12 protein-coding genes are annotated in these 12,509 nt (G+C 68.7%); 5 read left to right on the top strand and 7 right to left on the bottom strand.

The window, feature by feature from the left end; genetic code table 11:
* The first annotated feature begins 27 nt into the window (after nt 1-27).
* The 4 genes from tatC to ACYSM9_RS14085 all read left to right on the top strand — a co-directional run bounded on the left by tatC (nt 28) and on the right by ACYSM9_RS14085 (nt 6,299).
* Nucleotides 28-822, top strand: coding sequence for a twin-arginine translocase subunit TatC (gene tatC, locus ACYSM9_RS14100; protein WP_461857582.1), 795 nt, complete (start codon nt 28-30; stop codon nt 820-822).
* Nucleotides 823-842: 20 nt separating this feature from the next.
* On the top strand, nt 843-3,752 hold the full coding sequence (locus ACYSM9_RS14095; protein ID WP_461857581.1) for a DEAD/DEAH box helicase: 2,910 nt from the start codon (nt 843-845) through the stop codon (nt 3,750-3,752).
* 51 nt (nt 3,753-3,803) lie between these two features.
* The gene (locus tag ACYSM9_RS14090; RefSeq protein ID WP_461857580.1) at nt 3,804-5,459 is read left to right on the top strand and encodes an amidohydrolase; all 1,656 of its coding nucleotides are present in this window, start codon (nt 3,804-3,806) and stop codon (nt 5,457-5,459) included.
* A 93-nt stretch (nt 5,460-5,552) separates the two neighbouring features.
* Complete coding sequence (locus ACYSM9_RS14085) at nt 5,553-6,299, top strand: polyprenol monophosphomannose synthase (RefSeq protein WP_461857579.1); 747 nt, start codon at nt 5,553-5,555, stop codon at nt 6,297-6,299.
* A 79-nt stretch (nt 6,300-6,378) separates the two neighbouring features.
* Here the strand turns inward: ACYSM9_RS14085 and ACYSM9_RS14080 are convergent, their stop codons facing one another.
* The 5 genes from ACYSM9_RS14080 to ACYSM9_RS14060 form a co-directional block, all read right to left on the bottom strand.
* Nucleotides 6,379-6,726, bottom strand: a complete 348-nt coding sequence (locus ACYSM9_RS14080) for an RNA polymerase-binding protein RbpA (protein WP_018761356.1) — start codon at nt 6,724-6,726, stop codon at nt 6,379-6,381.
* A 258-nt stretch (nt 6,727-6,984) separates the two neighbouring features.
* A complete protein-coding gene (locus ACYSM9_RS14075; protein WP_461857578.1) occupies nt 6,985-7,929 on the bottom strand; it encodes an SPFH domain-containing protein in 945 nt (314 codons plus the stop codon).
* A 22-nt stretch (nt 7,930-7,951) separates the two neighbouring features.
* Nucleotides 7,952-8,425 (bottom strand): NfeD family protein, encoded by a 474-nt coding sequence (locus ACYSM9_RS14070; RefSeq protein WP_461857577.1) that lies wholly within the window; start codon nt 8,423-8,425, stop codon nt 7,952-7,954.
* Nucleotides 8,426-8,552: 127 nt separating this feature from the next.
* On the bottom strand, nt 8,553-9,437 hold the full coding sequence (locus tag ACYSM9_RS14065) for a putative RNA methyltransferase (RefSeq protein ID WP_461857576.1): 885 nt from the start codon (nt 9,435-9,437) through the stop codon (nt 8,553-8,555).
* Nucleotides 9,438-9,495: 58 nt separating this feature from the next.
* On the bottom strand, nt 9,496-10,176 hold the full coding sequence (locus ACYSM9_RS14060) for a peptide deformylase (protein ID WP_461857575.1): 681 nt from the start codon (nt 10,174-10,176) through the stop codon (nt 9,496-9,498).
* 53 nt (nt 10,177-10,229) lie between these two features.
* Between ACYSM9_RS14060 and ACYSM9_RS14055 the strand changes: the two genes are divergently transcribed.
* Nucleotides 10,230-10,643 carry a nuclear transport factor 2 family protein gene (locus ACYSM9_RS14055; protein WP_461857574.1) on the top strand — a complete coding sequence of 138 codons (414 nt, stop codon included), beginning with the start codon at nt 10,230-10,232 and terminating at the stop codon, nt 10,641-10,643.
* Here the strand turns inward: ACYSM9_RS14055 and ACYSM9_RS14050 are convergent.
* Both ACYSM9_RS14050 and ACYSM9_RS14045 read right to left on the bottom strand, forming a co-directional pair.
* On the bottom strand, nt 10,640-11,806 hold the full coding sequence (locus ACYSM9_RS14050) for an FAD-dependent oxidoreductase (RefSeq protein WP_461857573.1): 1,167 nt from the start codon (nt 11,804-11,806) through the stop codon (nt 10,640-10,642). The two genes, ACYSM9_RS14055 and ACYSM9_RS14050, sit on opposite strands and share 4 nt — an antisense overlap.
* Nucleotide 11,807: 1 nt before the next feature.
* Nucleotides 11,808-12,503: a class I SAM-dependent methyltransferase gene (locus ACYSM9_RS14045; RefSeq protein WP_461857572.1), complete on the bottom strand. Its 696-nt coding sequence runs from the start codon at nt 12,501-12,503 to the stop codon at nt 11,808-11,810.
* Nucleotides 12,504-12,509 lie beyond the last annotated feature (6 nt).

The raw sequence follows: 12,509 nt of genomic DNA, 5'->3' as shown, positions 1-12,509 counted from the left end.
TCCCGTAAAGCCAATCCCGAGGGGCGGATGTCGCTTTGGGAGCACCTCAAGGAGCTGAAGAACCGGCTGATCAAGTCGGCTATCGGCGTCGTCATTGGCGGCATTGGGGGCTGGATGCTTTACGATCCGCTGCTGAAGGCCCTGGCCGAACCGGTGAACCGCATCTCGGATGAGACCGGCGGCCTGTCGGCGATCAACTTCGGCACCATCGCCTCGCCCTTCGACTTCAAGCTCCAGATGTCGCTGCTCATCGGCGCGGTCATCTCCAGCCCCATCTGGATCTACCAGCTCTGGGCCTTTATCACCCCCGGGCTGACCTCCAAGGAACGGCGCTACACCCTGGGCTACATGGCAGCGGCCATCCCGCTGTTCCTGGCCGGAATCTGGGTGGGCTGGCAGGTGGTCCCGCAGGTGGTGCACGCCCTGACCCAGTTCACGCCGGAGGGATCCTCCAGCGTGATCGATGCCCGTACGTACATCGAGTTCGTGACACGCATGGTCCTCGTCCTGGGTGTTGCGTTCCTGGTCCCGGTGGTCCTGGTCGGGGTCAACATGGCCGGCCTGGTGTCCGGCCGCACCATCCTCAAGGCCTGGCGCATCACCGTGTTCCTCGTCTTCGTGCTGGCGGCCATCGCCGCACCGGGCGCGGACGCCATCTCCATGTTCATGCTCGCCGGGCCGCTGCTGGTGCTGTTCTTTGCTGCCATCGGCATCTGCATGATGAACGACAAACGCCGTGCCCGCCGCCAGTCCCGGCAGGCGGAAGAGACCGAGGCCACGGCGGACATCGCCACCCCCAGCAGTGAGCTAAAGAACCTCTAGGCTGCCGCTAGGCTTGGACTATGTCCTCCACCTCCGGGCCGGTCTCCGCCGGGCCCACCGATCCCGAAGAGCTGTCACCCGCAGAAAGATACCGGGCCAGCGCCGAGCGCAGGGCCGAGGCAGCCACCTACCTTGGGGCGTTCACACGGACCCTGGACTTCGAGCTCGATGACTTCCAGCGGCAGGCCTGCCGCTCCCTCCAGGACGGCAGGGGAGTTCTGGTGGCTGCCCCCACCGGCGCCGGCAAGACCATCGTGGGGGAGTTCGCCATCTACCTCGCCCTGCAGCGGGGACTGAAAGCGTTCTACACCACGCCCATCAAGGCGCTGAGCAACCAGAAGTTCAGTGAACTCACCGCCAAGTACGGCGCCGCCAAGGTCGGCCTGCTGACCGGCGACACCAGCATCAACGGCGACGCGCAGGTAGTGGTCATGACCACCGAGGTCCTGCGGAACATGCTCTACGCGGACTCCGCCACACTGGACGACCTGGGCTTCGTGGTGATGGACGAGGTCCACTACCTCGCCGACCGTTTCCGCGGCGCCGTCTGGGAAGAGGTCATCATCCACCTGCCCAGCGAAGTCCAGGTCGCCTCGCTGAGCGCCACGGTCTCGAACGCCGAGGAATTCGGCGCGTGGCTGGACACCGTGCGCGGGGACACGGACATCATCGTGTCGGAACACCGGCCGGTGCCGTTGTGGCAGCACGTCATGGTGGGCCGGCAGATCATGGATCTCTTCGCCGGGGAGACGACCTTCGACGAGATCGCCCCGCCCGTGGATGCAGGGGACGACGGGCGAAGCTCCGCGGCGCGGCCAGCCTCGAAGGGCCGCGGCTTTGACGTCAACCCCGACCTGCTGGCGGTGGCGCGCAGTGAAAGCCAGCAGGGCTACCGGAGCAGCCCGGGTGGCCGCGGCCAGCGCGGGCGGCGCGGCAACGACCGTTCCGGCCGGGGGGAGCCCGCCGGTGTCCGCCGGGCCAGCCGCCCCCAGGTGATCGCCAGCCTGGACCGCATGGACCTGCTGCCGGCCATCACCTTCATCTTCTCCCGGGCCGGATGCGAGGCCGCGGTGGCCCAATGCGTCTCATCGGGCCTGTGGCTCACCACCGAAAAGGAGCAGCGTATTATCGCGCAGCGGGTGGATGAGGCCGCGATGGACATTCCGCCGGACGACCTCGACGTCCTGGGCTTCTGGACCTGGCGGGACGGGCTGCTGCGCGGCTTTGCTGCCCACCACGCCGGAATGCTGCCCACCTTCAAGGAAGTGGTGGAGAAGCTGTTTGCGGACGGCCTGGTCAAGGCGGTCTTCGCCACGGAGACCCTGGCCCTGGGCGTGAACATGCCGGCCCGCTCGGTGGTACTGGAAAAGTTGGACAAGTTCAACGGGGAAGCCCATGTGGACATCACGGCAGGCGAATACACCCAGCTGACCGGCCGCGCCGGCCGGCGCGGCATCGACGTAGAGGGCCACGCCGTGGTGCTGTGGCAGCCGGGCACCGACCCGACGGCGGTCGCCGGCCTGGCGTCCCGGCGAACCTACCCCTTGAACTCCAGCTTCCGGCCCACGTACAACATGAGCATCAACCTGCTGGCCCAGTTCGGCCGGGTCCGGGCGCGCGAAATCCTGGAATCCTCCTTCGCCCAGTTCCAGGCCGACCGTTCCGTGGTGGGCCTGGCCCGCCAGGTACGCAGCCGGGAGGAGTCCCTGGCGGGCTACGCAAAATCCATGACCTGCCACCTGGGCGACTTCACCGAGTACGCGCGGCTGCGCAGGGAACTGTCGGATGCGGAAAACGCCACGTCCAAGGCCAAGTCCCGAGTGCGGAAATCGCTCAGCGACGACTCCCTGGCCCGCCTGCTGCCCGGCGACGTGGTGAACGTGCCCGGCGGGCGCGCGCCCGGGCCCGCCGTCGTCCTGAGTTCCGACCACGGCAGCCGTGACCCACGGCCGGCCGTGCTCACGCTGGACAGCCAGCTCCGGCGGATCGGCATCGACGACCTTGAAGGCCCCATCGCACCCGTGACGCGGATCCGGATCCCCAAGTCCTTCAACGCCAAGGTGCCCAAGTCGCGACGCGACCTCGCCTCATCCGCCCGCAACGCCCTCCGCGAGAACCGGCCGCCGGCGCCGGGCCAGAACCGCAACCAGGACTTCGGCCGGGCGGCGGCGCTGCCCAACCAGGAGAAGCGCATCGCGGATCTCCGGCGGGCCCTGCGGGCACATCCCTGCCACGGTTGCAGCGAACGCGAGGACCATGCCCGGTGGTCGGAGCGGTGGTGGAAGCTGCGGCGGGAAACCGACGGCCTGGTCCGCCAGATCCAGGGGCGCACCAACACCATCGCCAAGACCTTTGACCGGGTGTGCGACGTCCTCTCCGCCTACGGCTACCTCGAGGATGCCGGCGACGACGGACTGCGCATCAGCCGCGACGGGCAGCGCCTGCGCCGGATCTATGGCGAGAAGGACCTGCTCATCTCCCAGGCCCTGCGGCTGGGCGCCTTCGATGACCTCGACGCCGCGGAGGTGGCTGCGCTGGCCAGCGCACTGGTCTACCAGGCCAAGCGCGAGGACCGGGGACTGCGGCCCCGCATGCCCAGTGTCTCCCTCGAGACCGCGGTGGACGTCGTCGTCAGGGAGTGGTCCGCCCTGGAAGACGTGGAGGAGGAAAACAAGCTTCCCCTGACGGGCGAACCCGAGCTGGGGCTGGTCTGGCCGGTGTACAAGTGGGCCAAGGGCCGCCACCTGCAGGATGTCCTTAACGGCACCGACCTCGCCGCCGGGGACTTCGTCCGCTGGGTGAAGCAGGTGGTGGACCTGCTCGACCAGCTGGCCAAGATCCCGGGCCTGGAACCCCGCCTCGCCCGGCTGTGTGCCGACGCCATTTCCCTGATCCGCCGCGGTGTCGTGGCTTATTCATCTGTTCTCTGATCCGTTCTGCCGGCCGCCGCCGGCCTGTTCCACTCCAGGAGCCTGCCCAGCATGACCCTCCCCGACGCCCAGTCCACGCCCCGCCCCAAGCCCGTGCTGTACCGCAACGGATCCGTCTATTCCGCCGCGGACCCGTTCGCGACGGCCATGCTCGTGGATGGGGATACCGTGGCCTGGGTCGGCTCCGAGCAAGCCGCGGCATCGATCGCGGACAGCACCATGGAGGTCATCGACCTGCGGGGGGCGCTGGTGGCTCCTGGCTTTGTCGACTCCCACATGCACCTGACCGAAACCGGGATCGCCCTGGAGTCACTGCAGCTCGGGGAGGTCGGATCGGCGCGCGCACTGCTCGACGCCGTGGCCTCCGCGTCCGGCGACGGGCCCGTCCTGGGCCACGGCTGGGATGAGACGGCCTGGGCTGACGCCACGCTGCCCACCGCCGGGGAACTGGAACGTGCCTCCCGGGGCAGGCAGGTCTACCTCGCCCGCGTGGACGCGCATTCGGCCCTGGTCTCGGCGTCGCTGGCGGAGGCCGCCGGCCTGCAGGGCAAGGACGGATACGACGGCGGCAGCCAGGTGACACGGGAAGCCCACACGGCTGCCCGGCTGGCCACGCGCCGGTTGCCGGCCGGGTCGCTGCGGCGGCACCAGGAACGGGCGCTGGCCGAGGCGGCCGCCAACGGCTACGTCGCACTGGCCGAGATGGGCGCACCACACATCTCCGGCACCGAGGACCTGCGGCTGGCCGCCGGATGGAACAGCGCCGGTCCGGCAGCACCCGCCTATCCCGAGATCCTGCCCTACTGGGGCGAACTGGTTGCCTCCGAGGAGCAGGCGCGGGCCCTCATGGACCAGTTCGGTATCGGCCTGCGGGGCCTGGCCGGCGACCTGAACATCGATGGCTCCCTGGGCTCCCGGACGGCTGCCCTCCGGACCGGATACCACGACGCCGCAGGGGAACGCGGCACCCTGTACCTTGACGTGGACCAGGCGGCTGCCCACCTTGCCGCCTGCTCGCTGGCCGGCATTCAGGGCGGTTTCCACGTCATCGGCGACGCCGGACTGGACGTCGCCCTGGCGGCCCTGGACCGTGCCGCCCAGGAGGTGGGGGAGCAGCGGGTGCGCGCCGCGGGCCACCGCTTCGAACATGTCGAGCTGGTCGATGGCGCAGCCGTGGAGAAGCTGGCCCGCTACTCGGTAACGGTCAGCGCCCAACCGTCGTTCGACGCCGCATGGGGCGGTCCCGGTGGCCTCTATGAGCGGAGGGTGGGAGGGCGCAGCGGGGCGATGAACCCCTTCGCCACGCTTTACGCTGCCGGGGTACCCGTCTGCTTCGGCAGCGACAGCCCGGTGACGCCGCTCCGGCCCTGGTCCAGCGTGCGGGCCTGCCTGGAACACCACAACACCGGGGAACGCATTTCTGCACGGGCCGCGTTCCTGGGCCACACCCGGGCCGGCTGGCGCGCCGCCCGGCACGCCAACCCCATGGCAGGGCAGCTGGTGCCGGGCGCACCGGCCAGCTTCGCGGTGTGGGAAGTGGAGGAACTGATGGTCCAGGTGGCAGACGGCCGGGTCCAGTCGTGGAGCACGGATCCGCGCGCCAGGACCCCGCTGCTGCCGGCGCTGGATACGGGTTCGGACCCCGTCTGCCTGCAGACGGTCAGGAACGGCGCCGAACTGTTCGCCGGCCCCGCACTGCGATCCTGACCCAGCAACCCGTCCTATAATGGGGAGTTGCGCCCGCCGCCGACCAGCTTGGCATCAGGTGCTCCGACCACTTCCCCGCAGGAAAGGCCCTTTGTGCGCGTCCTTACGATCATTCCCACCTACAACGAACTTGAATCGCTGCCCAAGACGCTCCAGCGGCTGCGGACGGCTGTTCCGGCGTCGGACGTCCTGGTGGTTGATGACAACAGCCCGGACGGCACCGGCAAGCTCGCCGACGGCTTCGCCGCCGAGGACTCCCAGGTCCACGTCCTGCACCGCAAAGGCAAGGAGGGCCTGGGCGCGGCATACATCGCCGGGTTCAAGTGGGGCCTGGAAGCGGGCTACGACGTCCTGGTGGAAATGGACGCCGACGGTTCCCACCAGCCCGAACAGCTGCCCCAGCTGCTCGAAGCCGTCGACCAGGGCGCGGACCTGGCCATGGGCTCGCGCTGGGTTCCGGGCGGCAGCGTGGTCAACTGGCCGCTGTACCGCCAGGCGATCTCCCGGGTGGGCAGCACCTACGCGCGGCTGATGCTCGGCCTGAAGATCAAGGACGTCACCGGCGGATACCGTGCGTTCCGGCGGACCACCCTGGAAAAACTCAACCTGGACCAGGTGGACTCGGTGGGCTACGGCTTCCAGGTGGACCTTGCCTGGCGGGTGGCCAAACTGGGCCTGCGTATCGAGGAACGGCCCATCACCTTCGTCGAGCGCGAACTGGGCGCCTCGAAGATGAGCGGCAACATCGTGGTCGAGGCCATGGTCAACGTCACCAGGTGGGGCCTGGCGGCCCGCTGGAACACCCTGGCCGGCAAACTGAAGAACTCATCCCGCCCGTAACCCGGGTGGGCCGCAACGGCACAAAAAAAGGGGGCGTTCCCGCACTGAAGTGCGGGAACGCCCCTTTTTAAGACTTGGCCTAGGCCGAACGGCGTTCGCCGCGGCGTTCGCGCAGGATGGTCAGGCGGTCCTCAAGGATCTGTTCCAGCTCCGGCAGGGAGCGCCGTTCCAGCAGCATGTCCCAGTGGGTGCGAACAGCCTTGTCATTGCTGGTATCGGGCTTTTCACCGTCAACCAGGAGCGCTTCCTTGCCGGTCTTGGAAACCCACACCGGAGGAATTTCGGCCTCGGAGGAGAAGGTGACGAAGACCTGCTCGCCGTCCTCGCAACGGTATTCGACGCGCTGGCGCGGAGCCGGCTCAACTCCGGATTCGGTCTCCATGCTCTGCGCACCAAGGCGCATGCCCCGCAGGCTGCGATCGCTCATGATTTCTCCCTCTGTTCGGTTCGCGGATAAAAACCCCGCGCCAGCCGGCAGTGACCGCGCACGGCCGGACTACTGTGTGCACTGTGCTGCATCATAGGATTCAACGCATTGCGAAGCGTGGTTGTTCCAGCTGGTATACCTTGCCGGACAAATACCCAATTATACCGGCCATATGCGGCCGGGACCAAAAACGGGGGATCCGCGACAACCGCGGATCCCCTTCCGCCAGGCAGCCAGCCTGCTGGGCCTTCGGTCCGGTTACGGCTCCGGTGACTTGGCGGCCACGTCATCGAAAAGCCCGCGGCCGGTGCTGTCCGCGCCGGGGCCGCCCAGGGCATTCCCGATTCCCTTCAAGGCTTCGCCAACCTCGCTGGGAATGATCCAGAGTTTGTTGGATGACCCCTCGGCCAGCCTCGGCAGCGTCTGCAGGTACTGGTAGGCGAGCAGTTTCTGGTCCGGGTTTCCCTTGTGGATGGCGTCGAAAACCTTCTGGATCGCCTGGGACTCGCCGTCCGCACGGAGGATGGCAGCCTTTGCCTCACCTTCGGCCTTGAGGATGGCAGCCTGGCGCTGGCCCTCCGCCGTGAGGATCGCTGACTGCTTGGTTCCTTCGGCCGTCAGGATGGCTGCCCGGCGGTCACGCTCGGCACGCATCTGCTTCTCCATCGAATCCTGGATGGAGTGCGGCGGGTCGATCGCCTTCAGCTCCACGCGGGACACCCGGATACCCCACCGTCCGGTTGCCTCATCGAGGACGCCGCGGAGCTGCCCGTTGATCTGGTCGCGCGAGGTGAGGGCTTCTTCGAGGTTCAGCCCGCCCACCACGTTGCGCAGGGTGGTGGTGGTGAGCTGCTCAACAGCCTGAATGTAGTTGGCGATCTCGTAGGTGGCGGCCCTCGGGTCGGTCACCTGGAAGTAGACCACCGTATCGATCGAGACTACGAGGTTGTCCTCGGTGATGACCGGCTGCGGCGGGAACGAAACCACCTGTTCGCGCAGGTCAAGGAGCGGCAGGAGCCGGTCCACGAAGGGAATCAGGATCGTCAGCCCAGGGTTGAGCGTCCGCTGGTATTTGCCGAGCCGTTCAACGACGCCGGCACGCGCCTGCGGGATGATCCGGACGGACCGGACCAATACGATGATCACAAACACGATCAGGACCACCAGCACGATGGCCAGGGCGGTTCCGCCGACGTTTTCCATACAACTCCTTGTTCCCCAATTGTCAGGCTGTATCTGGACCGGCAACCGCCTCCGGCGGCGCCGAAACAACTGCCGTGGCGCCGTCGATCGCGGCCACCACCACTCTTTGGCCGGCGGGCAGGACACCGGCGGCGGAGCGGGCGCTCCAAATGTCCCCGCCGATCTTCACCAGGCCGCCGTCGGAGGTCACGGCCTCCATTACCACGGCGGGTTCACCGATCAGCCGGTCCACGTTGGTCCGCTGCTCGGCCGGGCCTTTCTTCAGGTGCCGGAGGGCTACGGGACGGACGAAGGCCACCATCAGCAGCGAGACCACGCAGAAGACGACCACCTGCAGCCAGGGTTCCGCGCCGGCGAAGTCAGCCACCAGGGCGGCCAGTGAGCCGCCGCCCAGCATGATAAAGAACAGGTCGAGGGTGAGCATCTCGACCACGGCAAACGCCAGGAACGCCGTGAGCCACAGCGCCCACCAGTTTTCCCCGAGCCATTCGAACATCCGGTTCCCCCTTCGCCACGGGGAAACCGCGTCTGCGGACCCGCCGGTGGCTGTTCCTTCATCCTAGTCCGCCGGGCGCCGCGTGTGGGCCGGCGCACACCACCGCGGGGGCTTAGTGGCCAAGTCGTTACGCGGCACCGTGCTTCCTTGGCCGGAAGACCATGATCCGGAACCTCGCCCCGGCGGTGACCGGTTCCGGCGAGGCTGCGAGCCGGTCCGCGATCGCGTCGCGGTCCAGGTGGTGGCCTGCCGGGCCCATGTACGCGAGGTCGGTGGCTTCGCGGCGCGTGAGCTCCAGTGCAATGTCGACGTCGGTGCTGGTTCCGGGCTCGAAGTGCTGCGCCATGGATTCGGCGAGCCGGTTGTCCTTGCCTTCCTCGATGCCCAGCATCCCGGTGATTGCGGCGATGCCGGCGAGGTGGCCGGGCCTGGGCGTGACGACCACCAGCGCGCCCCCGGGCCGCAGGACCCGGGCGAATTCTGCGGGGTTGCGCGGGGCGAAGATGACGGTGACGGCGTCCACGGATTCGCTGGCCAGGGGCAGCGGCTGCCAGATGTCCCAGACGAGGTTGACGGCGTCCGGGTTGAGCCGGGCGGCGCGGCGCAAGGCGAATTTGGAGATGTCGAGGCCGACGGCGGCAGGGTGCAGCCCGCGGGCGGCCGCCGTGTCGAGGATTTCCCGGAGGTAGTGCCCGGTCCCGGTGCCGGAGTCCAGCACGGGTCCGCCCTCATCCCGCAGGAGGGGCACGACGGCGGCAGCCACCGCCTGTGCCAGCGGCCGGTAATGCCCGTCCCCGAGGAAGGCGGCGCGGGATTCGACCATCGCCGCGGTGTCGGCTTCGAAGGCTGTGCCCTTGCCCACCAGCAGGTTGAAGTAGCCCTGCCGCGCGGCGTCGAAACTGTGCCCTGACGGGCAGCGCAGACGGCCCTGGCGGCCGGCGGCCTCCGCCGCGGGTTCGAAGCGGTTCCTGCACACCGGGCACAGCAAGGGAGGGTCGGCGGGGGAAGGCATGGGAACCATCTTAGGGCCGCACCTGCCGGGCATGGGCCGCCCGCGCCGGCAGCCCGGGTCATTGAAGGGATAGTCCTGCCGGTCCGTCGTCGAACCCCAGCCCCTCGCGCGCCTTCCCGATGCCGGCTTCCGCCCAGTGCGCGGCGTACTCTGCGTTGCTGCTCAGGGAGCGGAGCTGGGCGCGGTCAATATAGAGGATCCCGTTAAGGTGGTCGGTCTCATGTTGCACGATGCGTGCCTGCCAGCCGGTGAACTCCTGCTGCCGGGCATTCCCGTCGGGGGTTTCGAAGTCGAGCAGCACAGTGTCCGGGCGGGCCACCACTGCCTGCAATCCGTTGAGGGAAAGGCAGCCCTCGTAAAAAGAGGCCAGCCCCGGACCCACGGGTGTGTAGCGGGGGTTGACGATGGCCAGGAAGTCCAGCGGCTCCCGGTTGCGCAGCGCCGCTGCCGCGGGATCGACGTCGTAATGGTCCTCCAGGACGGCCAGCTGCAGCGGTATGCCAAGCTGCGGCGCCGCCAGACCCACACCGGGGGCCTCGTGCATGACCTGGCGCATGACCGTAACCAGGCGGTCCAGCTGCCCGGCGGAAAGTTGGCCGTCGACCCGCGCCGCCCGCTGGCGGAGCGCCGGATGCCCCGCCTGGACGATCGGCGGCAGGGAGCCGGCGGACAGGATCCGCTCTACGGTTTCCACGATCTGTTCGGCGGTGGCAGCGGTGGGGGGAGCGGTGGAGGTCATGGTCACAGCCTACTGGCGGACGGGGCGTGGCCAGCTGGGCTAGTGTCAGGTGCATGGCTGATGATTCCACAGTGCCCGCCACGCCCCTCGAACATGTCCTGGCGTTCCTTCAAGTGCTCGAGGCGGGCGGTGGGGCGGAGGCCATCCGCCCCTACCTGGCCGAATCATTCGTGTTGACCGAGGCCCCGCATCTGCTGGCTCCGGAAGGTTCCACCCGGACGCTGGAGGGAGTACTGGCGGGGGCCGACCAAAGCCGGCAAGTGGTGGCGGACCAGAAGTTCGTCATCCGCAGGACCACGTGCCAGGAGGGACGGGTGGCGGTGGAGGCCGACTGGTCCGCCACAGTGCTCATGGACCTTCGGTATTGGGACCGCGATGAGACCATCCGGGCCAGGACGTCGTCGGTGTTCGAGGTCAATAACGGCGTTATCACCAGCCAGGACAGCTACGACTGCTACTTCCGCTAGCCGCGCGGCGCATCCCAGGCCATGGTGAACCGCCTGGCCGCCCACCGGTTCACGGCGGGCCTCGACGCCGCTGCGCCGAGGGCGGCGGTCCGGATCCGGTGCAGCGCAGGCGGAAACGGCCTGCCCAGCATCATGTTGATTTCCGCCTGCCGCCGTGCCACGACGGCCGCCCGGCGCCGGCCCTTGTCAAAGCGCTCCAGCTGGCCTGCCACGGTGTGGCCCTGAAGTGCTCCGCGCAGCACCGGTACCAGGGCGTGGGCGTCGAGCCACCCAAGGTTCATGCCCTGGCCCCCGATGGGGCTGATTTCGTGGGCGGCGTCGCCCAGCAGGATGCAGCTCCCGGCGACGGTGCGGCGGGCAAGCGTGGACTGCACGCTGAACGCGCTCAGCATGGAGTTGGTGCGTGGATCCGGCCGGATGCCGGTGCGGTGCAGGACCAGCGCGGCGAGGTCCTCCTTCCCGGCCATGGTTGCGGGCCGGCTGAGCCGGACCACCCAGCGGCGGACCCCTCCGGGCAGGGGAAAGGATTCGACAATCCCGGACGGCTCGAGGAAAAGGACAGCGTCATCGCCGCAGCCACTGTCGTCTGCAAAATCGCCCATGAGGTAGTGGTCCGGATACGTCCTGCGGGTTGTCGCCACGCTGAGGGCGTCACGCAGCCGTGAGCGTGCGCCGTCCGCCGCCACCAGGAAGGCAGCCGTGGCGCTGCCACTGCCGCGTGCGGCACTCCCGGCCGCCTGGAACGTTAAGGTGACGCGGCCGCCGTCGTCCTTGACTCCCGTCACCCTGGCGCCCGCGACCAGCGCCTCCGGGTCCAGGGCACGGACCCGCTCTTCCAACAGCTGCTCGGTCCTGGACTGGGGAAGTGCAAGCACGAAGGGGTAGCGTCCGGACACGGCGCCGAAGTCCATGGAGCCCACGGGCTTGCCGCCGCTCACCGCCCGGCCCGTCCTGATGTGCACCCCCTCACGCACCATCGCCGATGCCACCTGGACCGTGTGGAGGGCCTCCAGGGCGGGCGGATGGATGCCGATGGCGCGCGTGTGCGGGTTCCGGGTGTCCCGCTGTTCAAGGACCCGCACAGAGACGCCGTCCTGGAGCAGCGCGGCGGCCAGGTAGAGTCCCACCGGGCCGGCGCCGGCGATCAGCACCTCCGTATCCACGTCAGTCCCGCCGGAAGGTGAGGACCTGGTGGAAGGCTGACGACATGCCCACCGACCACCCGGGCGGCGCCACGGCGGCCAGTTCGGACGGCTTGTAGCTGCGGCGGATGGATGTGAGCCCGTCTTCCCGGATGAATGAGTGCCGGAACGGCAGGGCGGCAACGCTGAACAGGGCGAAGGCCGCCGGGCTGCGGACGAGGTCGTTGTGCAGGGCTTTGCGGGCGGCCAGGAGCTCTGAGTGCGCCAGCAGCTGCTGCAGTTCGTCGGGTGCGAGGTGGTGCAGGACGTGGTTGGAGATGACGACGTCGAAGGTGCGGCCTTCGCCGACCAGGTCACTGGTGTGGGCCTGGCGGAATTCGACGCCGGGCAGCGGAGGGCGCCGCGAGGCGAAGTGCGCGGCACGGGGGTCCGGGTCGATGCCGGTGACGTGGAGTGCCCTGCCGTCGCGTTGCGCCCAGCCGGCGAGCATGACGGCGAGGTCGCCGCCGCCGCAGCCGACGTCGAGGACGGTCAGCGGCCGGCGCGGATCCGGAACCACAGCGCGCAGTTCCCTTCGGTAGAGCCCCCGCCATCCGGACAGGGCGCGGTTGACGGCGCCGAATTGCCGGTAGGTGTTCTCCAGGAGCCGGGCGTCACAGTCGGGGCGATCCATGTTTTCGACGCTCTCGATGGCGCGCCGGCGCAGCAGCAGTCCCATGCCGCC

It is taken from the genome of Arthrobacter sp. C152, from assembly GCF_054890965.1.
The sequence above is the reverse complement of the archived record's forward strand: the minus strand, read 5'-3'. Positions and strand labels throughout refer to the sequence as shown.